The organism is Neobacillus sedimentimangrovi (genome assembly GCF_010614825.1).
Taxonomy (GTDB): Bacteria; Bacillota; Bacilli; order Bacillales; family Cytobacillaceae; genus Neobacillus; species Neobacillus thermocopriae.
Genome location: NZ_JAAFZF010000013.1, coordinates 1 through 23094, shown reverse-complemented (window position 1 = coordinate 23094; position 23094 = coordinate 1). Strand labels below are relative to the sequence as shown.

Here is a 23094-nt window from a genome sequence, read left to right as displayed (position 1 = left end):
CGACCATCGAAAGCACACGAATAGTGGAAGCGAGTAGAGTAGGGACCAAGTGGTTCCGAAGCGCGAGGGCACTCAATAGAGTGTAAGAAATGGTCTGAACTCTAGGGCGACCTAGAGAGTTGATGTAACGAATCAACGTAACATATTGGCACAGATGATCATGCTAGCAGATTGGCATCCAGACATTATTGAGTTTATTATCTCCAAAATGCAAAATCCAAGAATACTAAGATTCTTAATTGAAAATTCATCTGATGAAACAATTAAAAAGCTTGCTAAAGATAAACTTAAATTCACGCCTCTTACTCTTCAAGAAGAAGCCATGTATCAAGGAATTGTAAATTATAAAAACATTCCTGGTTATGGTGGATTCAGTTCTACTATCATAGCTGATGCAGAGGAAAAGCTGGCAGAAGGTGGTACTTATTCGGTCCATAATCCTGATTTTCTAACTGGTGCAAATATTTCTGTCTGCTTGACGAAAGAATTTATGGAAGCTGTTGAAAATGATGAGGAATATGAACTACGTTTCCCAGCAGTTGAAAGCTATAATGAAGAGGAAATGAAAATCTACAACGAACAGTGGCATAAAGTCGGTGATGTTCGTGAGTGGGAACGTATGGGTCATAAAGTTCGTGTATATAAAAAGATTAAAGCTAAGGAACTATGGAATTTAATTAATATTTGTGCAACCTATTCAGCTGAACCGGGAATATTCTTCATAGATAATGCCAATGACATGACCAATGCAAAAGCATATGGTCAGAAGGTGGTAGCAACGAATCCATGTGGTGAACAGCCACTTGCACCATATTCTGTATGTAACCTGGCAGCGGTTAACCTTGCAGAAATGGCGAATAAGGAAACAAAAACAGTTGATTTCGAGAAGCTAAAGAATACAGTTGCCATTGGTGTGCGTATGCAGGACAATGTGATCAACGCTACTCCATACTTTTTGGAAGAAAACAAAAAACAAGCGCTTGGTGAACGCCGCGTGGGCCTTGGAGTAATGGGATTGCATGACCTCCTAATCTATTGTGAGACCGAGTACGGTTCACCGGAAGGAAATAAGCTGATCGATCAAGTTTTTGAAACTATTGCAACAACTGCCTATCGTGAATCGATTAAATTAGCAAAAGAAAAAGGAAGCTTCCCATTCTTAGTAGGCGAAACGGAAGAAGAAACGAATCGCTTACGTCAAGCTTTCATTCAGACTGGATATATGAAAAAAATGCCTGAAGATATTCGTCAATCTATTTTGGAACACGGAATTAGAAATTCTCATTTGCTGACTGTTGCACCAACGGGTAAAGTATTTGCCCCCAGTGTTCGTAAGAATGCTGCGTAAACTTAGCTATATGCGGGAAACTCTGGCGTATCTCTTACTACCTTGTCTTGCCAACAATGAATGGGTAAAAATGTAAGAGTGTTGGCATAAGCCTACCAGACAATCCGCAGGGAAGTCGTGGCTGACCCCTCAACGACTACACGCTAAGCAACCATATTACTAGATTTTCGGTGAATATCTTTGTCATAGTAAAAAGGGATTCATCAATGGTTGAAGATATAGTCTGACCCATATGGCGACATATGGAGCGGGTACTAATAATCCCGCCCTCTATAAATGAATGATAGAGAGTAACAAACGTGAGTACTGGTACAATGGTCGGCGTCTCAACAGGTTTAGAGCCATATTTCTCTTTCTCTTATTACCGGAGCGGACGCCTGGGTAAATTTATTGAAGTGAAAGCTGATATTGTTCAGGAATACTTAGAGCGAAATCCAGAGGCAGATCCAAACAACCTTCCACATTGGTTTGTTACTGCGATGGACCTTACTCCTGAAGCGCACGCAGATGTACAATGTGTTATCCAAAGATGGATTGACAGTTCTATTAGTAAAACAGTGAATGCACCAAAAGGTTATAGTGTGGAACAGGTTGAAAAAGTTTACGAACGTCTATATCGCGGCGGTGCAAAGGGTGGAACAGTTTATGTTGATGGTTCCCGTGATTCCCAGGTATTAACACTGAAAGCGGAAGAGAATAAAACGGAACAATTATCTATTTTTGACAAGGATGAAAAGCAGCCAGTAGTCCTAGTGGATACTATCACTGATCTTCGTTCCACTGATGTAACGATTGGTTCTGAGGTCGGTAATACTTGTCCTGTATGCCGCAAAGGAAAGGTGAAAGAAATTGGAGGCTGCAATACTTGTACGAATTGCGGAGCACAATTAAAATGTGGATTATAAGGATTTTTTAGAAGTAAAATTGTAGATTTATAAAAAACTCGTACGGTTATACGGGGCTGTCTAAAAAGTCCATTTAAGAGAAAAATGAACCCAAATTAAAAGCCCAAGAATGTTGATTTAACAGCATTCTTGGGTTTTGCTTTTATAAAGATTTCGGCTGAAATACCACTTTCCGGACAGCCCTGCGATTTTTTGTCTATATGAGTGGAATTTCATAAGATGAGAAGTTGTAGATTTTAAAAAAAGTTGTACTGTTTTAGAATTATTGTGGATTGGAGAGATTCAAACTGTTAAAATTTTACACAAAAGAATATATATTAGAAAAAACAAAACAGAAAGGATTTTAACCTATAATTGGTAAAATTAAAGTTTTTTAGAATATGCGGTTGTTTGAATTCTTGCTTCTAATTATCTAACTTATTATTTTAAATAGGCGATTTTATATATAAATAGGACGATTCTCAAGCAACTTGATGAAAACATTTCTACTTTCGGAAGAAGAAAATAAGTAATTAATAATGCAACTGATTCCCTACGCAAATGTTTGTATTCAATTAATGGGCAGGATTATGGAATTAGAATCTCCTTTTGAATATAAAAATTTTTTTTTAAAAATAAAGTTTATGTACTATACACTGCATTAGGGAGAGATTGTTTCAATGAAGGAGCTAAACGCGACTGATTATGAAAAACAATTGATAGAAATAATCAAAAGTGACAAATATATTATGTCAATTCTGAAAGTGATTGAGAAATTAAATTTAAACGATGCTTGGGTATGTGCTGGACTTATTAGAAATAAAGTTTGGGACATTTTACATAACACAGTAACTCCTTTAAATGACATTGATGTTATTTATTTTGATGCTTCGGATACTTCGTGGGAAATGGAAAAGCAATTAGAGAATGAATTAAATGTTTTGCTTCCAAATCAGCCTTGGACAGTAAAAAATCAAGCCCGTATGCATTTGAAAAGTGGCTTTAATCCCTTTTCTTCGACATATGATGGTGTAGCTCATTTTCCAGAAACTCCAACTGCAATAGCTGTAAGACTCTGTAATAAGGAACTTGAGATTATGGCTCCATATGGAATACAGGATTTATTTGAAATGAAGGTAAGACCTACACCATTTTATAAAAAGGATAGCGAATATTATTCAATTTATGTTGGACGTGTTAAAAAGAAAAAATGGGATGAAATATGGAGAAGTTTGTCTATAGAACTTTAACATGAATATCTAATTTCATATTCTACTAACTGGAACGATTGAGAAGATAGGTCAGCGAAAATGATCAAACTTTTTTACAAAAGTTGTGCAATGTTTCACAAATAAATGTCCCGTTTTGATCAATCTTTTTTTCAAAAGGGGTTCTTTTAACTTCGCGTAAAATGTGGGTTTGTGAGGTATTTTTGATTAAACTTTTTTAAAACCAACAGAAGTGGATTAGCGAAGGTCGAGGTCTGGCTGAGGCTCTGCTTATAAGTCATGGCTAACGATTCAAGATGTTTCTGACAGTAAAGCGTGAAATTTTAGAAGAAGTTGGTTTGAAAGTAAAAGATAGCTTAACGTATGTACTCAGTACATAACAGTTACTGGTGAAAATGTAGTAAATATTGTATTTTTTTGCGAATATGAATCAGGTGAGGCAATTCCTAATAGTCCTGATGAGGGTGAAGATGTGTTGTGGTTAACGACTGAAGAAAAGAGTATCAGACATGCCGAATTGTTGATTTCAAGATCATAATTAGTACTGGGGTGGTGGTTAATGTTGAAGAAAATATATGTGGTTAGGCATTGTGAAGCAGTAGGACAATCCCCTGATGCACAACTTACAGATAAAGGACTTAAACAAGCATTTGAATTATGTGAGTTTTTTTCCAATATTAAAATAGATCAAATTATTGCAAGTCCGTATAGGCGTGCCATTGAATCTATTCAACCACTGGCAAAAAGATTAGGTTTAGAAGTTGAGATCGATAGGAGATTGACAGAACGTATTCTTAGCACTAAAAATCTTTCTGATTGGTTTGAAAAACTTAGAAGTACATTTGAAGATATAGAATTGAAATTTGAAGGTGGAGAGTCCAGCAGAGAAGCGATGAACCGAATTGTTGAGGTTGTAGATGAGATTTTTAGTAGAAACAATGATCATACAGTCGTTGTTACACATGGTAATTTAATGTCCTTACTTTTCATGTTTTATAGTAAAGATTTTGGGTTCGATAATTGGAAAAGTCTTAGTAATCCTGACGTATTTCTCTTAATTAAAGAAGGTAATCAGGTAACTTTTAAAAGGATATGGAAATAAAAAAGGTACCCACAATGAAGATTTGTAATTAAGCTAATGGGGATGTGTAAAGGGGGATTTTTGGACTATACGTATAAGAACTATTCAAAATATGAATCGAGATACTTATTAAAGATTCTCTATTACAGCGAATTATACACGGAGAAAAAGTATTCGAGAAACAATATAACTTTGATAAAGACAAACAAATGCCTTCGTATAATTGTCTATAATTATTTCACGAAACTGATGAAACATTTGAAAATTATTATTTGTGAGTGCCATTGATAGAAATTGATTTTATGGGTCGTCTAGTAATTTATGCGGTAATTGATGATATTCTAGATTGGTTTTACGTATTTTTGTAGGATTAGAAGGTTGTTTGGTGCGGTAATGTCATTAAAGTATATGGGAAAAGGAATGTAAAGTATAATTCGTAAATTTTATCTTTTCTGAATTATTTATTGTATTTTATTAATTATTATGATATAGTGGATAAAAATTACATACCGTGTAAGAAGAGGTACCACGTAAAGTGTGTTTAAAAGGGAAACTGGTGCAAATCCAGTACTGTCCCGCAACTGTAATTCGGAGCAACTCTTATTATTGCCACTGAGTAATTGGGAAGGCAAGAGAAGCGATGATGATAAGTCAGGAGACCTGCCTCATTCTAGTACACACCAAAGCTCACGGGGAAATGGGCGGTGTTTTGTGCGATTCTATCAGTGTGTTTTCACGCTTATTTGAGTATGCATAGATTAATCCGAAGCTGTTTCCTACATGGGAAACAGCTTTTTTAGTTGTTATATAATAAGGAGGCTTATCAAATATGAATGTCATTAGTACTGTAGTAGGGTATCCGTATATCGGGCCGAAAAGAGAATGGAAACGAATAATTGAAAGATTTTGGAAAAATGAATTAACTGAACATGAATTTGAAGCGGAGTTAAAGCAACTTCGTATTGATCGCTTAAAGCACCAGCAAGATTTAGGGCTAGAATACATCACAGTCGGTGATTTTACAAAGTATGACCGTATGCTTGATCTAGCGGTTATGTTTAATTTAATTCCAAAGCGTTACGATGTATTAGAAAATCCGACAAAAAATGAATTGTATTATGCTATGGCTCGCGGGGCAAAAGATGTAGTCGCGTGTGAAATGACAAAGTGGTTTAATACAAACTATCACTATATTGTGCCGGAATATGAAGGACAAAAATTATCCTTACAAAGAAATGATATTTTAGATCAATTTTTAGAGGCACGTGATGAAGTAGGAATTATTACAAAACCAACAATTATAGGTCCTTATACGTTTGTTGATTTAGCGAAAGGTTATGATGAAAAAGAAAAAGCATTATTTATTCTCCAACTCATTCCATTATATGCTCAAGTAATTAATGAATTAACAGAAGCTGGGGCAGAATGGATTCAGATTGAAGAACCATCATTTACAAAAAACCTCCCAATTGAAGAAATTCAATTAATTGAGGAAATCTATAAGCAACTTTGTAAGTTAACACCACACGCTAAATTACTTGTACAAACATACTTTGAGTCATTATTTGCTTATGAACGTTTAATCCAGCTACCAGTTGATGGTTTTGGATTAGACTTTGTTCATGATAATAAACAAAATTTAAAATCCATCCAAAAATTTGGGTTTCCAAAAAATAAAACATTAAGCATTGGTGTTATTAATGGTCGAGATATTTGGTCAGTTAATTTTGCGGAAGCAGTTTCAATCATTAATTCAGTAAAACAGTTAACAAATATAGAAAATATATGGATTAGTTCTTCTTGTAGTTTACAGCATGTGCCTGTGTCAAAAAATATGGAAGAAAAGCTACCAAAAGAGTTATTTGATCATTTAGCCTTCGCTGATGAAAAAATACGTGAAATTGCACATATTACGCACTTTATGCAAAAAGGAAGTTGGTTAAAAGAAGGATTAGTTGCAAATAGCATGAAGGTAATTCAAGCACTTGCGACGCATCCGGTTCGTCAAAATAAACGTGTTGAAAAAGCTTTAGCCAATTTGACACCAATGGATTTCAAACGTTCTGTTTCATATAAAGAGCGTCAGCAAATTCAAAAGGAGGCATTAAAGTTACCAGATTTCCCAACAACAACGATTGGTAGTTTTCCTCAATCTACCGAAGTAAAGAAAACACGTAGTGCTTGGCGTAAAGGTGAAATCAGTGATGCACAATATGCTCAATTTTTAAAAGAAGAAACAGCTCGCTGGATACAAATTCAAGAGGAAATCGGATTAGATGTTCTTGTCCATGGGGAATTCGAGCGTACAGACATGGTGGAGTATTTTGGTGAGCATTTAACAGGATTTTCCTTTACAGACTTTGGATGGGTGGTTTCTTACGGTTCACGTTGTGTGAAGCCTCCGATTATTTACGGTGATGTTGAATGGACACATCCAATGACAGTAAAAGAAGTCGTAGAAGCACAAAAACTTACTGAAAAGTATGTAAAAGGCATGTTGACAGGTCCAGTAACAATTTTAAATTGGTCATTTGTTCGAAATGATCTTTCTCGAGAAAAAGTGGCACTACAAATTGGCTATGCACTACGTCAAGAGGTAGAGGCTCTTGAGAATGCAGGCATCAAAATTATTCAAGTGGATGAGCCAGCATTACGTGAGGGATTGCCATTACGTAAAGAAAATTGGGCTGATTATTTACGCTGGGCAGTTGATGCTTTTAAGCTTACCACATCTAATGTTGCAACGGATACACAAATTCATACACATATGTGCTATTGCGAATTTAATGATTTTATCGATCCAATTCGATCACTTGATGCAGATGTCATTTCACTTGAAACATCACGTAGCCATGGGGAATTAATCCATTCGTTAAAAGAAAATTCATATGAACTTGGTATTGGATTAGGAGTTTATGATATCCATAGTCCACGTGTACCAAGTGTAGAAGAGATGCTTACTATTATACAAGAAAGCTTAGCGGTTATTCCAAAAGAACAATTCTGGATTAACCCGGATTGTGGACTCAAAACACGTCAAGAAACAGAGACAGTTGCTTCCCTAAAAAACATGGTAGCTGCTGCACAAGTACTGAGAAAACAAGTCGTATCTATCTAATAATGAAAATGGGCAAAGTAATAATTTTTACTTTGCCCTTTTTATTACAAATTAATCTGTGAATTGAGGGCAAGAAATGAATTCAGCAAATATAGGTTTTCGGTAAAATACTGAACATCAGGAATGATAGATTTTACTTCTTTAACTAGCGTTCATTTTTCATTAAAGGGCGAGATTGTGGAACAAGTTATTCAAATTAGTGGAATAGGTTATTAATTGTAGATAACGAATGTATGTTAAATCGAGTCGCAATTTTTCGTTGTTATTGTTATTTCTTTTAGTAGTTCATCTTAAAAAAACCTCCTTAGCAAGATATATTTATATGATGCTAAGGAGGATTAAATTCAAAAGAATGCACTACACGGTCATTTTCCATGAAGTTGAACTATATTCGTAAAGGAATGGGCTGTAAAATCTTAATATATTTCATTTTGATATGGAAGATAAACAATGAAACTAGTACCATGATTCACTTTACTTTTTACTTCTATTTTTCCATTATGTGAGACAACATATTGTTTGGCAATGGCAAGACCTAAACCCGTTCCACCACTATATCTTGTTCGTGCTTCATCGGTACGATAGAATCGGTCAAAAAGGTACGGTAAGTATTCAGGTTCTATTCCTTTACCAGTATCCTCAACAATGATCTTTAAAGCATTTTCTTCTTTAAATAATCGAATGTAGATCTTTCCTTGATTAGGAGTATATCTAATTGCATTCGTTAATAAATTAAGAAAAACTTGTTTCATTCGGTTCTCATCAACAAACACTGTTGTTTCATTTGTTTGAACATCTATAGCCATAGAAATATTTTTTTTTCTTCAGCAATAGGCTCCAAACTGGAAATGAGCCTGTAAGAAAGGTCCACCATATTCGTTGGAGTTTTATTTAACTTTAATTTCCCAGCTTCAGCTAAAGATAAAACTCTTAAATCCTCTACTATTTGATTCAGTCGTATGAGTTCATCTTGTATGGGTAATAAAATTTCTGGTCGAATCATTTGCCCTTGTTGCTGTAAATAATCTAATTTCCCATTGATAATGGTCAGTGGGATTCTAAGTTCATGAGCTACGTCTGCGGTAAGATTTTTACGAACGATCTCTGCTTTTTCCAATTCCTTTGACATATGATTAAACGCTTTCTCTATCTTCCCATATTCATCTTTTGTATTAACTGGAACCCTTATACCAAATTCTCCTTTTCCTAGCCTCTTAATGAATGGTAATAAAACTTGAAGCGGGGAAGCTAACCACTTAGATAATCGATAGGCGATGAAAAGAGAAATGATAATAAGTAAAGAGCTAGCAACTAAAAGTATAATGATTACTGATATTGGTATTCCTATCATAATTTTTGTGAAATTAGCCATCTCTGGGTCATAATAAATAAATTCCCCTACTTTACTATTGCTTATGGTTAAATCTCTTTTTATTCCTAAATTTGCAACTAATTTTAAGGGCGAACTCCCTTTATGATAAATGACTTGTTCACGGTTATCTTTAACCAGGAGTTCTGGATGATCTTGTGTAATATCTTGTAGTAAATCTATTTGTTCAATGTTTTTCCAAGAATTATTATTCTCAACATAATAGGTAGTTAATCTTTTATTAATGATAAGCATTTCCTGACTTCTTGTTTGTTCTAGCCCAGCTTCTATAGTCCCTTGTACCGTAAAGTGGGTTAGTAATATAAAGACAGTACTAATCCCGAGAATGGTTAAGGCTAATGTATAAAATATCTTTCGGTGAAAGCTCATAGTTGATCACCAAAGCGATAGCCAAAACCATAGACTGTTTGAATATATTTCGGGTTGGAAGGATCATCTTCAATTTTTTTCCTTAATCGGCTAATATGAGCATCGACTGTTCGTTCCACGTTTAATAGCTCATCTTCTAGAGCAGCTTTTAATAATTGAAGTCTACTGTATATAATTCCGGGTTTTTCAGCCAGGGTTAACAATAACTTAAATTCAGTTGGCGTTAGTGTAATTTCTTAATTGTTTTTCCATACACGACACTGCGAGACAGAAATTGTAATCTCATCTCGAACTAACTTTTCATCATCCGTCGTAAAAGAGTTGTCCCCAATTCTACGAAGGACTGAACGAATTCGAGCTAATAATTCCCTTAATGAAAATGGCTTTGGTATATAATCATCAGCACCTACCTCAAGGCCAATAATTTTGTCCAATTCATCTGATTTGGCAGTTACCATAATAATGCCAATCTTACTGCTTTTTCTTATTTCACGGCAAACATCAATTCCGTTCATATCAGGCATCATCCAATCTAGGACGACTAATGAAGGATTAAAAGTTTTAATCTTCTGTAGTGCTTCTCTCCCTGATTGAGCTGTAGCTATATTGAACCCCTCATTTTTTAAGAAGGAATACATAAAATCTAGTACTTTTTCTTCATCATCCACTAGTAAGATTGATTCGGTCATTGTTTTTTCTTCTTCCAATATTCTTATTTTTCTATTATACATGAACTATATATGACGGTTGAATATTTCACTGAAACCGTAATAAACCACAACTACATTCTTTATTTGATTTCTGAAAAGCGGGGACGGTTCTCCCGTTTCATTCTTCGTTTTGAAACAGCAGAACCGTCCCCTTGTTTCATACCTACTCTTGACGAATTATTAATAATATTGTGGTTTGGGAGCATATTCATGACAATTCTAATTTCATTGATATGGCTAATAATCGTTGTAATGAAAAAATGTCAGCATCCCATTCAAATTCTAGTATTTGCTGGTAATAGTTATGCAATATTTGCAACCATTCTTAGTGCAATGTTATCTCCAATCCTCAATGGACAATTACAAGGTCCCTTAGCAAATCCATTAGCACTTATAAGTATTATCGTTACAAATATTATTTGGGGCTTATTAATAGGTGTGTTGGCCATACCTTTTATTAAAAAGAGAACATTAACTGAAATGTAATAATGTTATTTGCTCTGCCACAATCGAGCTCATATGTAGTGCAATAATTCCTAGAAAATATACATCTTGTACAATGCCTAACAAAGTAAGAATCCATTTTGATGATTTGTTTATCAATACGGGTTCTTTTATTTTTACGTAAATTTAAGATTGTGTTGTTATGGATCAACCTTTGTTTCAATCTACAGTAGTATGAATATCTCCATCCCTGTATGACGAACTATTTAAGATCTTATAGTCATACAAGAAAAATTTACAGTCTGTCTACTGTACTATTTTACCTGGTCGCTGCTTAAAGATGTAATATGAAAAGGAAAGCGACGTGAATGCCTGAGCTGGGAGAATCTTGTAGTACTACAACATATTTGACCACGAGCTGTAACAATCATCATTAATAAATAATAAGTGAACTCATGGAAGCTTCCTTAGGATTGAAAGCCGTTTTATGTTGACGTTGGAACTGGACATTTCTTGAAGAGATCAATTGGTTTTTTAATAAATATCTTCTTTGGGAGTGGCTGCCATGAATATAGACGGAGTATTCTCCGGAGGAGGAATTAAAGGATATGCATTAATAGGAGCCTGTGAAGAAATTGAAAAGAGAGGTTTAAAATTTGTACGAGTCGCAGGTACTAGTGCAGGTTCCATCATAGCTGCCTTAATAGCTGCCGGTTATACGAGCAAAGAAATTTATCAGCTAATCGATGACATAAATATTTCAGACATGTTGGACGCTCGTAAGACATTCCTGCCCCTAAAAATTACGAAATGGCTGTTGCTTTATTGGAGAATGGGACTTTATAAAGGAAATGCCTTTGAAACATGGATAAAAGAGGTATTAGCAGTAAGAGGGGTGCGAACATTTTCAGATTTACCTCCTAATGCCCTTCGAATCGTGGTGTCTGACCTTTCAAACGGTTGTATGATTATACTTCCCGATGATTTGGTGAAATACGGAATTTCCCCTAGCTCATTTCCTATTTCTAAAGCAATTCGAATGAGTTGCAGTATACCATACTTTTTTGAACCGGTAAAATTGCGTACGAAAAATGGAGTGAATATTCTTGTAGATGGAGGGGTTTTAAGTAACTTCCCAATGTGGCTGTTTGATAAAGAGAATATAAAAAAAGTTAGGCCTGTACTGGGAATTAAGTTGAGTTCAAATGAACTAGAGCATGAAAAGCATAAAATTAATAATGCGATTGAACTTTTCGGAGCCTTATTTGAAACAATGAAGGATGCACATGATGCAAGGTATATTTCGCGAAAACATGAGAAAAATATTATTTTTATCCCAGCGGATGGTGTAGTTCCAATCGATTTTCATTTAACTGATGAGAAGAAAAAAGAATTAATTGAATTAGGAAAAAAACATGCGCGGTTGTTTTTAAATAAGTGGTGTTATTAGTGACAAAGAGAGAAGCTTTCTTCAAAAAAACTAAATAATATAATGAGCAGGCAATCTTTAAAATGGATTTATTTGAAGAGAAATAGGAGGCTATTCGGTCCCTAGACAAAGGTCAAAAAATAAACATTTATAAGTCCATCATCATTAAGAAAAAAATCGAGCATTCAAAAAGAAGCTCGATTTTTCTTTTTCCCTTTTTTTCCGTCTATTACCGTAAGATGAGAAGGAGGTTTCTTTTTTAACCTGCCTTTTTTCAATGTGGATAAATTCCCTATGGAATAATTTTTAGCAGAAGAATCTCCATTTTTTTGTAGGAATCGTTTTTTTGACTTTCTAGCTGCTCTAAGAAATGCGCGCTGCTCTTTTTTCTGAGGGCTTGAAATTGAAAATCTGCGAACAACATAAAAAATAATCAAACCTATCACAACAAAGACAGCTATTTTTTGAATAAAACCAGCCGGGTTCTCAGTTACTTGACCTATAACGCCTATTAAGGCAAGGGTAATTAGCGTCCCTATAATAATTACGGATGTCCGATTTTTCAAGAAAAGCCACCTCCCTAAGAGCATGATAAGCATTTTTTTTGCCTTTTAAACACTGAAAAAGCAAAAATTTAGACAATTCCCTCATTTTCAATCAGTTGATTTGTCTCTTCCTCTTTCTTTAGCAGTTCTTTAAACGAAAGTATGGCTACTTCTACTTGATCATCATCTGGTTCTTTTGTTGTTAATAATTGCAACCAAAGACCAGGGAGTCCGAGATATTTTAGTACAGGAATGTCTCTTAATTTATTGGTAATTTGGAGAATTTCAAACGATATTCCCAAAACAACAGGAATTAATAAGAGCCGGTCTAAAATTCGAAGCCAAAGTGGAGAAGTAGGAACAAGCATATAAACAAATACCCCGACAATGACTGTAAATAAAATAAAGCTACTTCCACATCGGTAGTGAAGCCGGGAATGAGCCTGAACACTTTCGACCGTTAATTCGGCACCAGCCTCATATGTATTAATTACTTTATGCTCTGCTCCATGATATTGAAACACTCTTTTTATTAATGGAGTTAATGAGACGAAGTAAATATACAATAGTAAAAGCAATAGTTTAAAAAGCCCTTCGATCATCACTTGGGCAAAATCAGACGGAAATATGGACCTGGTTAATTCAGCTAAAAATACAGGTATTAAGGTAAAAGCAAATTTTCCAAATAGAAATGAAATGACACCTATCACAGCTACTCCAAGGTACATCGTTAATTTTGAGACTTCTTTATCTTTAATAGTTTCATCATCTTTAGGGTCAATATCAAAGCGTTCTGTGGAGAAGTTTAAATGCTTAGAACCGTTCGCGCTTGCTTCAATAATAGCAATAATACCGCGGATAAACGGAATTTTTTTGAATTTGGATAATAACGAATTTGTTTTTCGTGGTAAATGAAAATATTCAATAGAATGATCTTTTCTACGAATTGCGGTCACATAATGATGTTTTCCGCCAAACATAACTCCTTCAACTACAGCTTGGCCGCCATAGACATTTTTTGTGGTAGTGGACATGTATGATAACACCAGCCTATTACATAGTTGTTCCATAACAGAAAGGTTCTGTATGTATTTACATGTATTTTACAAGAAAAATGAAAAAACCTCTAGGAGGTGACATAAAATTTCCATTTAATTTTCAAGAAAATTTTTTAATGCAAGGGATTGGAAATTTAAGGGCATAATAATTATGGCTTAAATATATGAAATGCAAAGATACAGCCTGTGCAATCATGTAATAGACATAAAAGGAAAAGGAGGTTTTAATAGTATGTCTAATGAATTAAATTATGGAAAGTATCCCAAACCCATGTCTATGCCTGTCATGGTTTTTTGGACAGGTTTATTTGGAGGTATATTTTGGGGAATAATGGGATTTTTCTTATCTTTTTTTCATTTAACGGAAATTCGGCCAAATGTAATCCTTGAGCCCTGGCTTCTGGGAAATTGGAAGAATGAATGGCAAGGAACGGTTGTATCAATTCTATTATTTGGTGTTTTGTCTATTGGAGTAGCGTTTATTTATTATGCCTTATTAAAAAAGTTTAGCCATTGGTTGGTTGGAGCTGCTTATGGAGTCGTATTATTTATCATTGTGTTTTTCTTTCTTCATCCATTTTTTCCAGGAATTAAACCATTAACTGATCTCAAGTGGAGTACTATTATTTCATCTGTATGTATATTTATTGTATATGGAATTTTCATCGGGTATTCCATCAGTTATGAATATCAAAATAAAGAAGCTCAAGAAAAAGAAACAGCCACTTAATTGCCATTAGTCGGAAAGATAAGGTTGTGATAAAATATTTTTGTCGTGACCCGAAGAAAAAGGAGAGTGAAACCGATGGAGAAATTAGAAAAATTAAGATCAACCTTTTCGGCTCAAGGTATAGACGGAATATTGATCACCAGTCCCTATAACCGACGTTACATATCAAATTTTACCGGCTCTTCAGGTGTTATTTTGATAAGTGTAGATCAAGCATTGTTTATTACGGATTTTCGCTATGTTGAACAGGCACAAAAACAATGTGTAGGTTTCGAGATTATAAAGTACTCAGAAAGCTTTCCTAATGAAGTAGCCAAGCAAGCTAAGAGATTAGGAATCCAAAAGCTAGGTTTTGAAGAAGAGTACGTGACATATTCCTCATTTAAATCATATGAAAAAGAAGTGGAAGCTGAACTTATCCCTATTTCAGGTGTTATTGAAAAGTTACGCTTGATTAAGACGAATGCAGAGATTAAGATATTAAAGGAAGCGGCGGATATTGCTGATGCTGCTTTTAAGCATATTCTAGACTTTATTCGTCCGGGAAAAACGGAACTTGAAGTCTCTAATGAGTTAGAATTCTTTATGAGAAAAGCAGGAGCTACATCTTCTTCCTTTGATATCATTGTTGCTTCGGGTTATCGATCCGCCCTGCCGCATGGTGTCGCAAGTAATAAGGTTATTGAAAAAGGGGATATGGTTACCCTTGACTTTGGAGCTTATTATAAAGGGTATGTATCAGATATCACAAGAACAGTTTCCGTTGGTGAGCCTGATGCCAAACTTAAGGAAATTTATCAAATTGTTCTTGAAGCCCAACAACGAGGGATGGATGGAATTAAACCAGGTATGACTGGTAAGGAAGCAGATGCCCTAACCCGTGACTACATATCAGAAAAAGGGTATGGTGAATATTTCGGTCACTCAACTGGACATGGAATTGGTTTAGAGATTCATGAAGGTCCGGCACTTTCATCAAAATCTGATATTATTTTGGAACCGGGGATGGTTGTAACTGTAGAACCGGGTATTTATATCCCAGGTCTTGGTGGCGTAAGGATTGAGGATGATACGCTTATTACGAATGATCATAATGAAACGCTGACTCACTCAACAAAAGAGTTAATTATTTTGTAAATGATTTAGGAGGATTTTTGCATGATTTCAGTTAACGATTTCCGTACTGGATTAACGATCGAAGTAGATGGCGGCATTTGGCGCGTCATTGATTTCCAACATGTAAAGCCAGGAAAAGGAGCAGCATTTGTTCGTTCTAAATTACGCAATCTGCGCACTGGCGCTATTCAAGAAAAAACTTTCCGTGCTGGTGAAAAAGTAGAAAAGGCACAGATTGATAATCGCAAAATGCAATATTTATATGCAAGTGGCGATCAACACGTGTTTATGGACATGGAATCTTATGAACAAGTTGAACTACCAGCATCAAGCATTGAATATGAGTTAAAATTTTTAAAGGAAAATATGGAAGTTCAAATTATGATGTTCCAAGGTGAAACGATTGGGATTGAACTGCCTAACACTGTTGAACTTGAGGTAATTGATACTGAGCCTGGTATTAAAGGAGACACCGCTTCAGGTGGTTCTAAACCTGCAACACTTGAAACAGGTCTTGTCGTTCAAGTTCCATTTTTCGTAAACCAAGGAGACAAATTAATTATCAACACAGCAGAAGGTACGTACGTTTCTCGTGCTTAGTTAACTTAAAGCCTGCATCCTATCTTTTTTGAGGATGACGGGCTTTTTTTATTTAAAAAATATTTTTCCACTTCAAGAATAATAAAGCGGCGAGATATTTTTGTTTTCCCCTTACCGTTACATTCCCTACCATTTTCGAAATATCGCCTGGTTCTGAAAAGAGGTCTTCTGGGATCTCTAAACAAATCCAATTGTCCCTGTTCTGATAGTAAGTAGAATTCTTTGTAAATATCGTGCCAATCAATACTATTTGGAATCCCCTTTCGCCAATTTTTCATCCTATTATTTAGAAAGTCCTAGATAGCAACAATCTTCACGAAAAAAGTCTTACAAATAAAGGTATTAAGTTTTTTTATTTATTAACTTCACAAAATAGTTAGAATTTAAATTCTTCCAAAAGATAAATTTTTGTTAATATGGATTCGTAATCATTAATATAGAAAGGGGTGACACAGATCTTGAAGAAGCTATCTACTCTATTTCTTTCAAGTATTGCTGCGGTCCTTATCTCTACAGCATGTAGTTCAAATAAACCGAATTTAACACTCGATGAAAAACATAAGCCATTACCTGACTATGTTTTAAATTCTTCTAAAGAAATTCAAGAAACATATATCATGGTGTCCAATTATCCTGAGGTGGTTGCGGGAGTTCCATGCTATTGTGGCTGTTATGCACAAGATAATCATGAGAGTAACTTAGATTGCTATATCGATCATTTTGGTGAGGATCACGCGGTTGAAGAATGGGACTCCATGAGTATAGCTTGAGGTGTTTGTATTGATATCGCCCGGGAGGCGATCGAATTGCATCTTGAAGGTAATAGTCCAAAAAAAATTTATGAAATTATTACAAAGAAATATGAAAATTATGGGGAACCAACCCCAACCCCTGAACCATCTTGAGAAAATTTTCGGTAATATAAACGATATAAAAAATAGAATAAATTGATAAAGGATTGAACCTGATAGTAGGGTACAATCCTTTTTTTATTTAGAGGAAAAAATAATCTTGACTTCGAGAATGGTCTAGCTCTACCCCCTAGAGGCTAATGTTCTTCGGTCTCCGCCCTACGATAAGTCAACATCGAATCACCAACGGCTCTTCGTGTTTCCTTTATCTCAGTTGGAGCCCACCACAAGGAAGGCTTCGGCAGCATCCACATCGCACGACCGAAAGCGATAGCTTTTTGGAGGAGGCCATACGCAGCTGAACAGGGGGCTTTCGCTTTTCTAAAATAATAAGAAAATATCTGTTCGACTTTGAGAACTGTCTAGCTCCAGCCCCTAGCTGCTAGTGTCCTTCGATCTCCGCCCTACGATAAGTCAACATCGAATCGCCTTCGGCTCTTCGTGTTTCCTTTATCTCAGTTGGAGAACCTCCAGGACATACGCAGCTGAACAGGGGGCTTTCGCTTTTCTATCTAGCAAAAGGTAGTAGAAGATTTAACAGATTTGATAGTCATAATGTGTTCATGAAGGCATACATTTTAATTAATGAGATATCAGAAAAAAAGGAGGACGCTTCGTGGAATCGATTCTAAACTTTTTACCTAATAACATTGCCGCTATGATCACCAAAATCCCTCCTAAACAAAAAGAAGAACTCGAGGAAATTAGAATTCGGATTAATCGGCCGATTGAATTAACACTTCAGGGGACGCCCAGATTCTTGTCCTATATCATTCAGCCGGAAGATGCATTTCATCTAATGAATAAAATTAGCCAATATTCAATTTACGCACTCGAGGAAGAACTAAAACGTGGATATATCACTGTTTCAGGAGGGCATCGGATTGGACTTGCCGGTAAAGTCATTCTTGAAGAAGGAAGGGTTAAGGCGATACGGGATATTTCCTCATTTAATATTAGAATCGCAAAAGAGAAGATTGGGAGTGCAGAACCTATTCTACCGTTTATTTTCCATGACAATTGGATGAATACAATGATTATAGGGCCGCCGCAAACGGGCAAAACAACCCTATTACGAGATTTAGCCAGGATTATCTCGACCGGAAGTAATGGCATACCAGCTAGCAAGGTTGGGATTATTGATGAGCGAAGCGAGATTGCAGGCTGTGTAAATGGGGTTCCGCAATTAACGTTTGGTCATCGCTTAGATGTACTGGATGCTTGCCCAAAAGCCGAAGGAATGATGATGATGATTCGCTCCATGAGTCCTGAAGTTTTAGTTGTCGATGAAATTGGGCGTAAAGAAGATGCTGTGGCCATTCAGGAAGCGATTCATGCAGGGATAAAGTTAATCATGACTACACACGGGACGAGCCTTGAGGAAATAAAAAATCGCCCCTCATTAAAAGAAATACTTCAACAGAAGGTTTTTCATCGTTTTATTATACTCAGTAGAAAAGACGGACCTGGTACGGTTACTCAAATTTTAAATGAAGACGGGAAAGAATTGGAATCAAAAGTGAGCGTGATGTAAATGGTGAAGCTAATCGGTGCCATTTTCATTATTGTTTCAACGACTGTCATTGGGTTTGAAGCGGCAAGGCATTTAAGTGAACGTCCCAGACAATTAAGAGCCTTAAGATCCGCACTTCAATCGCTCGAGGCAGAAATCATGTATGGTTATACTCCTTTGCATGAAGCTTCAAGGCGATTAGCGGCTCAGCTATCAAAGCCAATCGCAACCTTTTTTGAATCTTTTTCTAAAAAATTAACAGATTCAGAAACAACGGTAAAAGACGCATGGGAAGCAAGTTTAAAAGACGTTTGGAAATCAACCGCTTTAAAACAGGCTGAATTTGAAATCATGAAGCAATTTGGTGAAACACTTGGGCGCCATGATCGCTTTTCCCAGCAGAAACATATTATGCTTACACTTTCCCATCTGGAAAGAGAGGAAGCCGAAGCCATACAAGCACAGGGAAAGTACGAAAAAATGATGAAGAGTCTTGGATTTCTATCAGGATTGTTACTGATTATTTTATTATTTTAGGGGGAAAAGCAATGGGTTTAGAAGTGGATATTATATTTAAAATAGCGGGAGTTGGAATTGTTGTTGCGTTTTTGCATACCGTTTTGGATCAGGTCGGTAAAAAAGAATATGCACAATGGGTAACTCTGTTTGGATTTATCTATATTCTGTTCCAAGTTGCTTCCATTGTTGATGACCTCTTCCAAAAAATAAAATCAGTATTTTTGTTTCAATAGAAGGGAGGCTATTTGCCATTGAAATCATAAAAATTGTCGGAGTTTCCCTAGTAGCCACTTTTCTAGCATTAATCATTAAAGAACAAAAACCAAATCTCGCCTTTCTATTAATTGTTTTTGTCGGTTGTACTATTTTTCTATTTTTAATAGATAAAATTTATGAAATTATTCATATGCTGGAACGATTAGCCCTAAATGCGAAAGTGAATTTGGTTTATGTAGAGACCATCCTTAAAATTATTGGAATAGCTTATATCGCTGAGTTTGCGGTTCAAGTTACAAAAGATGCTGGTCAAGGGGCTGTTGCTTCAAAAATAGAATTAGCAGGAAAAGTCATTATTCTTGCCATGGCTATCCCAATCCTGACGGTTTTAATCGAAACAATCATTAATCTTATTCCGAATTAAAGGAGAGTCTCTAAAAAGAGGTGTAAATCAATGAAGCAAAGGCTCGGGATTATACTGATTATGATTCTTTTATTCTTTTTTTTGCATATTCCAAGTGTACAAGCCTCACTAGAGTCAGAACATAAAACTAATTCACTTTCACCACAGGAACTCGTTGATCAGCAATTGGAAAGCATGGATTTGTCTGAACTGAAACAATTTTGGGAGGATATAAGCAATAAATACGGAGGTTACCTTCCGGAGAGTCAAAAAGGAAGCCTCTACGATTTTATTAAAGGTGAAAAACAGTTCTCTATTAAAGAATGGGGAAAAGGGTTTTTAAAATTTCTATTTCATGAATTTGTTGCTAATGGTAAGCTGTTAGGTTCATTGATATTACTGGCTATCTTTAGCATGTTTTTACAAACAATGCAAAATGCTTTTGAAAAAAGCAATATTAGTAAAGTGGCATATGCGATTGTTTATATGGTGCTCGTAATCCTTGCTTTAAACAGTTTCCACATCGCTATTAGCTATACGAATGAGGCGATAGGAACGATGATTTCGTTTGTACTAGCACTCATTCCGCTACTCCTTGGATTGATTGCCGCTTCAGGGGGCCTAGTCTCAGCAGCATTTTTTCATCCAGTCATCCTATTTCTAATGAATACAAGCGGAATGCTCATGCAATATATCATTCTACCTTTGCTCTTTTTAGCTACCTTACTAAGTATTGTCAGCACATTGTCTGATCAATATAAAGTAACACAGCTGGCACAGCTTCTTAGGAACTGGAGTATCGGATTAATGGGCCTTTTTTTGACCGTATTCCTTGGAGTTATTTCAGTTCAAGGTGCTTCTGCAGCAGTAACAGATGGAATTACCATTCGAACGGCTAAATTTATCACTGGGAATTTTATACCTGTTATTGGAAGAATGTTTACTGATGCAACGGATACAGTCGTAAGCGCTTCAGTATTGTTGAAAAATACAGTAGGAATAGCCGGTGTTGCCATTTTACTTATTATTGTTGCCTTCCCGGCGCTCAAAATATTAATGATTTCCTTTATTTACAAATTTGCTGCTGCCATTCTTCAGCCACTAGGGGGCGGACCAATTATTACTTGTCTAGATATTATTAGCAAAAGTGTTATTTATGTTTTTGCAGCACTCGGCATCGTTTCATTGATGTTCTTTTTAAGTATTACAGTTATCATCGCTGCCGGAAATTTAACCATCATGATGAGATAGGGGGGAAGCAAATACATGGATTTTTTAAAAGAGTGGGTAACTAATATTATTCTTTTTATCTTACTTGCAACCATCATTGATATGTTACTCCCTAATTCAAGTATGCAGAAATATACCAAAATGGTTACAGGGCTACTTTTAATTGCAATAATCCTTTCCCCTATCTTTAAGTTGATCTCTAAGGACTTTGAGTCGGCAATAATGGAAATCCCTTCTTATCAATCACCTAGTGAAAATAATATGAAAAATTTAATTGATGACAAGAAAAAAGAAATACAAGCCTCCCAACACGCATATATTTTAAAGGAAATGGCTGTCCAGCTAAGAAAGGATGTAGAGGAGGAGTTGATGGATCAATACGGATTGGAGATCGCTAACATTGATATCAGTTTGAAGGAAGAAAATAATACAGCCACCATAGAAAATCTCCAAAAGGTAACTATACTACTTAAGCAGCCGGAGACAGCAGTCGAATCTGTCGAAGCAGTAAAACCAATTGTCATAAATACAGATATACCTCTTCCATCATCAACTAAAACAACAGAAGAAACGGAACAGATAGCCGTATTTTTATCAAAGAAATGGAATGTAACAGACAAAATCATTGAAGTTTCGATAGAAGGGGGGATCGATTAATAGAATGGAAAAGAATCAAGGACCACAAACATGGATTAAAAAGCTACTTAAAAAGGATGAAAGAGAGGGGAAATCAGGTAGTAAGTCAGGGAAATATCAGTATATGATCCTTGTGTTATGTATTGGGGCTGCATTTATGATTATAGGAAATATGGTATTCAAATCTGACGACGGCTCCTCTGTCGTACCTGTAGCAACAAATGCACAGACAGAAACAGAAGATGTTCCAGCCTTTGGTTTGAAAAAAAACACGGGTAATAAGGAAATTGTCGAGTATGAGGAAAAATATGAGGACCAATTAAGAAAAGCCCTCCAAGAAGTGCTGGGAGTGGACGATGTAACCGTTATGGTAAACATTGATTCAACAGATAAAAAGGTATTGGAAAAAAACACAGTAACAAAATCTCAAACTACGGAAGAAGAAGATCAGGAAGGTGGTAAACGAAAGGTAACCGATGTTTCAACTGATGAACAGCTGGTGATTATCCGGAACGGAGAAAAAGAGGTTCCTGTTGTAGTTGAAACGAAAAAACCAGAAATTCGAGGTGTCTTAGTTGTTGCCAAAGGTGCTGACAACATTCAAGTGAAAAAATGGATTGTTGAAGCAGTGACAAAAGTATTAGGCGTACCAAGCCACCGTGTTGCGGTCATGCCGAAAAAATAAAGGAGGAATAGAATATGTTATTAAAAAAACAAACAGTTTGGTTATTAACAATGTTGAGTTTAGTAGTTGTATTATCTGTCTACTATATTACTTCTCCTGAACAGACAAAAAATGAACTTGCTTCTGTAGAAGAAAAAGCAAAAACTGAAAAAGAAAATAGTCAATCAAATAGTAAAACAGAAGCCAAAGATGAAAAGACAGTTGTTTCAACCGTAGCAGGTGATGCTGAGTTCGAAAAGCTTCGTTTGGAGTTGGATGAAGCACGTGGAGAAAAGCTAGAGGAATTAACTGCGATCATGGCTACTACTGATCTCCCTGCAGATGAAAGAATGAAAGCAAAAGATCAAATGGAAAAACTCAATGATATTGCGCGAAAAGAAGACCTTCTTGAAACAATGATTCGTTCCATGGGATATGAAGATGCTTTGGTCAGAGCAGATGGTGAGAAAGTAAGAGTTACTGTTAAGTCAAATAAAAAGCATTCCAAATCAGAAGCTAACAAAATTATCCTTGAAGTGAAAAAAGAAATGGAGGACATCAACATTGTTGCTGTTGAATTCCAGCCATCAAAATAACAATAACAAGTCGGAGGAAAGCTAACATTAGCTTTCCTTTTTTGTGTGCGCCCGGCATGGGTGTAATCTATAGGGTGAAAGTCCCGAGCTGCGAAGGCAGAAGTAGCAGTTAGCTTAACGCAAGGGTGTCCGTGGTGACGCGGAATCTGAAGGAAGCGAGCGGCAAACTTCCGATCTGAGGAACACGAACTTCATATGAGGCTAGGTATCACTGGGTGAGTTTGCACAACAAAACAAAGCCCTTTCTGCCGAAGGTGATACAGAGTAAATGAAGCAGATGGATGGAAGGAAAGATTACACTCTTACCCGGGGAGGTCTGATGGATACGTGAAGTACCCTTCATAACCTACTTAGT

General features: G+C 35.9%; 21 protein-coding genes, 3 pseudogenes and 1 riboswitch. Of the genes and pseudogenes, 19 read left to right on the top strand and 5 right to left on the bottom strand.

Annotated features, from left to right (window positions below):
* Positions 1-145 precede the first annotated feature (145 nt).
* From GZA11_RS06585 to metE, 5 genes and pseudogenes are all read left to right on the top strand, one after another.
* Positions 146-1309, top strand: a pseudogene (locus GZA11_RS06585) (vitamin B12-dependent ribonucleotide reductase); the annotation flags it as partial.
* 341 nt (positions 1310-1650) lie between these two features.
* Positions 1651-2253, top strand: a pseudogene (locus GZA11_RS06580) (hypothetical protein); the annotation flags it as partial.
* 659 nt (positions 2254-2912) lie between these two features.
* Complete coding sequence (locus GZA11_RS06575; protein ID WP_038536087.1) at positions 2913-3482, top strand: nucleotidyltransferase family protein; 570 nt, start codon at positions 2913-2915, stop codon at positions 3480-3482.
* Between the two features lie 538 nt (positions 3483-4020).
* On the top strand, positions 4021-4563 hold the full coding sequence (locus GZA11_RS06570) for a histidine phosphatase family protein (RefSeq protein WP_321175681.1): 543 nt from the start codon (positions 4021-4023) through the stop codon (positions 4561-4563).
* Positions 4564-5046: 483 nt separating this feature from the next.
* A riboswitch (cobalamin riboswitch) is annotated at positions 5047-5224 on the top strand.
* Between the two features lie 147 nt (positions 5225-5371).
* The gene (gene metE / locus GZA11_RS06565; RefSeq protein WP_038536085.1) at positions 5372-7660 is read left to right on the top strand and encodes a 5-methyltetrahydropteroyltriglutamate--homocysteine S-methyltransferase; all 2289 of its coding nucleotides are present in this window, start codon (positions 5372-5374) and stop codon (positions 7658-7660) included.
* Between the two features lie 416 nt (positions 7661-8076).
* Here metE and GZA11_RS16660 read toward each other — a convergent pair whose 3' ends face one another.
* The 3 genes and pseudogenes from GZA11_RS16660 to GZA11_RS06555 form a co-directional block, all read right to left on the bottom strand.
* Positions 8077-8466 (bottom strand): sensor histidine kinase, encoded by a 390-nt coding sequence (locus GZA11_RS16660; protein WP_051968183.1) that lies wholly within the window; start codon positions 8464-8466, stop codon positions 8077-8079.
* Positions 8457-9419, bottom strand: a complete 963-nt coding sequence (locus tag GZA11_RS06560; protein WP_235924899.1) for a histidine kinase dimerization/phospho-acceptor domain-containing protein — start codon at positions 9417-9419, stop codon at positions 8457-8459. The genes GZA11_RS16660 and GZA11_RS06560 overlap by 10 nt, the downstream gene beginning before the upstream one ends.
* Positions 9416-10108: pseudogene (locus tag GZA11_RS06555) on the bottom strand (response regulator transcription factor). The gene GZA11_RS06560 and the pseudogene GZA11_RS06555 overlap by 4 nt, the downstream one beginning before the upstream one ends.
* A 231-nt stretch (positions 10109-10339) precedes the next feature.
* Between GZA11_RS06555 and GZA11_RS06550 the strand changes: the two are divergent.
* Together GZA11_RS06550 and GZA11_RS06545 are read left to right on the top strand one after the other, a co-directional pair.
* Complete coding sequence (locus GZA11_RS06550) at positions 10340-10615, top strand: hypothetical protein (protein ID WP_163183260.1); 276 nt, start codon at positions 10340-10342, stop codon at positions 10613-10615.
* A 523-nt stretch (positions 10616-11138) separates the two neighbouring features.
* Positions 11139-12023 carry a patatin-like phospholipase family protein gene (locus GZA11_RS06545; protein WP_038536083.1) on the top strand — a complete coding sequence of 295 codons (885 nt, stop codon included), beginning with the start codon at positions 11139-11141 and terminating at the stop codon, positions 12021-12023.
* Between the two features lie 164 nt (positions 12024-12187).
* On the opposite strand, the gene GZA11_RS06540 is transcribed toward GZA11_RS06545, so the two are convergent.
* Together GZA11_RS06540 and GZA11_RS06535 are read right to left on the bottom strand one after the other, a co-directional pair.
* Positions 12188-12568 carry an SA1362 family protein gene (locus GZA11_RS06540; protein WP_038536081.1) on the bottom strand — a complete coding sequence of 127 codons (381 nt, stop codon included), beginning with the start codon at positions 12566-12568 and terminating at the stop codon, positions 12188-12190.
* A 68-nt stretch (positions 12569-12636) separates the two neighbouring features.
* Positions 12637-13581, bottom strand: a complete 945-nt coding sequence (locus GZA11_RS06535; protein ID WP_038536079.1) for a DUF1385 domain-containing protein — start codon at positions 13579-13581, stop codon at positions 12637-12639.
* 256 nt (positions 13582-13837) lie between these two features.
* Between GZA11_RS06535 and GZA11_RS06530 the strand changes: the two genes are divergently transcribed.
* From GZA11_RS06530 to GZA11_RS06470, 12 genes are all read left to right on the top strand, one after another.
* The gene (locus GZA11_RS06530; RefSeq protein ID WP_038536077.1) at positions 13838-14335 is read left to right on the top strand and encodes a YqhR family membrane protein; all 498 of its coding nucleotides are present in this window, start codon (positions 13838-13840) and stop codon (positions 14333-14335) included.
* Positions 14336-14410: 75 nt separating this feature from the next.
* Positions 14411-15472 (top strand): M24 family metallopeptidase, encoded by a 1062-nt coding sequence (locus GZA11_RS06525; RefSeq protein WP_038536075.1) that lies wholly within the window; start codon positions 14411-14413, stop codon positions 15470-15472.
* A gap of 21 nt (positions 15473-15493) precedes the next feature.
* Positions 15494-16051: an elongation factor P gene (gene efp / locus GZA11_RS06520; protein WP_038536074.1), complete on the top strand. Its 558-nt coding sequence runs from the start codon at positions 15494-15496 to the stop codon at positions 16049-16051.
* A 458-nt stretch (positions 16052-16509) separates the two neighbouring features.
* Positions 16510-16956, top strand: coding sequence for a PCYCGC motif-containing (lipo)protein (locus tag GZA11_RS16890; protein WP_269153351.1), 447 nt, complete (start codon positions 16510-16512; stop codon positions 16954-16956).
* A gap of 622 nt (positions 16957-17578) precedes the next feature.
* Positions 17579-18496: a stage III sporulation protein AA gene (spoIIIAA, locus tag GZA11_RS06505; protein ID WP_038536069.1), complete on the top strand. Its 918-nt coding sequence runs from the start codon at positions 17579-17581 to the stop codon at positions 18494-18496.
* Positions 18497-19012, top strand: coding sequence for a stage III sporulation protein SpoIIIAB (spoIIIAB, locus tag GZA11_RS06500; protein ID WP_038536067.1), 516 nt, complete (start codon positions 18497-18499; stop codon positions 19010-19012).
* Between the two features lie 11 nt (positions 19013-19023).
* A complete protein-coding gene (spoIIIAC, locus tag GZA11_RS06495; protein ID WP_007084610.1) occupies positions 19024-19227 on the top strand; it encodes a stage III sporulation protein AC in 204 nt (67 codons plus the stop codon).
* A gap of 26 nt (positions 19228-19253) precedes the next feature.
* Positions 19254-19634, top strand: coding sequence for a stage III sporulation protein AD (gene spoIIIAD, locus GZA11_RS06490; protein WP_235212191.1), 381 nt, complete (start codon positions 19254-19256; stop codon positions 19632-19634).
* A 30-nt stretch (positions 19635-19664) separates the two neighbouring features.
* Positions 19665-20864 carry a stage III sporulation protein AE gene (gene spoIIIAE / locus GZA11_RS06485; RefSeq protein WP_163183259.1) on the top strand — a complete coding sequence of 400 codons (1200 nt, stop codon included), beginning with the start codon at positions 19665-19667 and terminating at the stop codon, positions 20862-20864.
* Positions 20865-20879: 15 nt separating this feature from the next.
* Positions 20880-21500, top strand: a complete 621-nt coding sequence (spoIIIAF, locus tag GZA11_RS06480; RefSeq protein ID WP_038536064.1) for a stage III sporulation protein AF — start codon at positions 20880-20882, stop codon at positions 21498-21500.
* A 4-nt stretch (positions 21501-21504) separates the two neighbouring features.
* On the top strand, positions 21505-22164 hold the full coding sequence (spoIIIAG, locus tag GZA11_RS06475; protein ID WP_163183258.1) for a stage III sporulation protein AG: 660 nt from the start codon (positions 21505-21507) through the stop codon (positions 22162-22164).
* Between the two features lie 14 nt (positions 22165-22178).
* A complete protein-coding gene (locus tag GZA11_RS06470; protein WP_163183257.1) occupies positions 22179-22739 on the top strand; it encodes a SpoIIIAH-like family protein in 561 nt (186 codons plus the stop codon).
* The last annotated feature ends 355 nt before the right edge of the window (positions 22740-23094 follow it).

What these genes read in the sequence shown, in the direction of transcription:
- GZA11_RS06575 (WP_038536087.1), top strand. Translation starts at nt 2,913, where the DNA reads ATGAAGGAGCTAAACGCGACTGATTATGAAAAACAATTGATAGAAATA.
- GZA11_RS06570 (WP_321175681.1), top strand. Translation starts at nt 4,021, where the DNA reads ATGTTGAAGAAAATATATGTGGTTAGGCATTGTGAAGCAGTAGGACAA.
- metE (WP_038536085.1), top strand. Translation starts at nt 5,372, where the DNA reads ATGAATGTCATTAGTACTGTAGTAGGGTATCCGTATATCGGGCCGAAA.
- GZA11_RS16660 (WP_051968183.1), bottom strand. Translation starts at nt 8,466, where the DNA reads ATGGCTATAGATGTTCAAACAAATGAAACAACAGTGTTTGTTGATGAG.
- GZA11_RS06560 (WP_235924899.1), bottom strand. Translation starts at nt 9,419, where the DNA reads ATGAGCTTTCACCGAAAGATATTTTATACATTAGCCTTAACCATTCTC.
- GZA11_RS06550 (WP_163183260.1), top strand. Translation starts at nt 10,340, where the DNA reads ATGACAATTCTAATTTCATTGATATGGCTAATAATCGTTGTAATGAAA.
- GZA11_RS06545 (WP_038536083.1), top strand. Translation starts at nt 11,139, where the DNA reads ATGAATATAGACGGAGTATTCTCCGGAGGAGGAATTAAAGGATATGCA.
- GZA11_RS06535 (WP_038536079.1), bottom strand. Translation starts at nt 13,581, where the DNA reads ATGTCCACTACCACAAAAAATGTCTATGGCGGCCAAGCTGTAGTTGAA.
- GZA11_RS06530 (WP_038536077.1), top strand. Translation starts at nt 13,838, where the DNA reads ATGTCTAATGAATTAAATTATGGAAAGTATCCCAAACCCATGTCTATG.
- GZA11_RS06525 (WP_038536075.1), top strand. Translation starts at nt 14,411, where the DNA reads ATGGAGAAATTAGAAAAATTAAGATCAACCTTTTCGGCTCAAGGTATA.
- efp (WP_038536074.1), top strand. Translation starts at nt 15,494, where the DNA reads ATGATTTCAGTTAACGATTTCCGTACTGGATTAACGATCGAAGTAGAT.
- spoIIIAB (WP_038536067.1), top strand. Translation starts at nt 18,497, where the DNA reads ATGGTGAAGCTAATCGGTGCCATTTTCATTATTGTTTCAACGACTGTC.
- spoIIIAC (WP_007084610.1), top strand. Translation starts at nt 19,024, where the DNA reads ATGGGTTTAGAAGTGGATATTATATTTAAAATAGCGGGAGTTGGAATT.
- spoIIIAE (WP_163183259.1), top strand. Translation starts at nt 19,665, where the DNA reads ATGAAGCAAAGGCTCGGGATTATACTGATTATGATTCTTTTATTCTTT.
- spoIIIAF (WP_038536064.1), top strand. Translation starts at nt 20,880, where the DNA reads ATGGATTTTTTAAAAGAGTGGGTAACTAATATTATTCTTTTTATCTTA.
- spoIIIAG (WP_163183258.1), top strand. Translation starts at nt 21,505, where the DNA reads ATGGAAAAGAATCAAGGACCACAAACATGGATTAAAAAGCTACTTAAA.
- GZA11_RS06470 (WP_163183257.1), top strand. Translation starts at nt 22,179, where the DNA reads ATGTTATTAAAAAAACAAACAGTTTGGTTATTAACAATGTTGAGTTTA.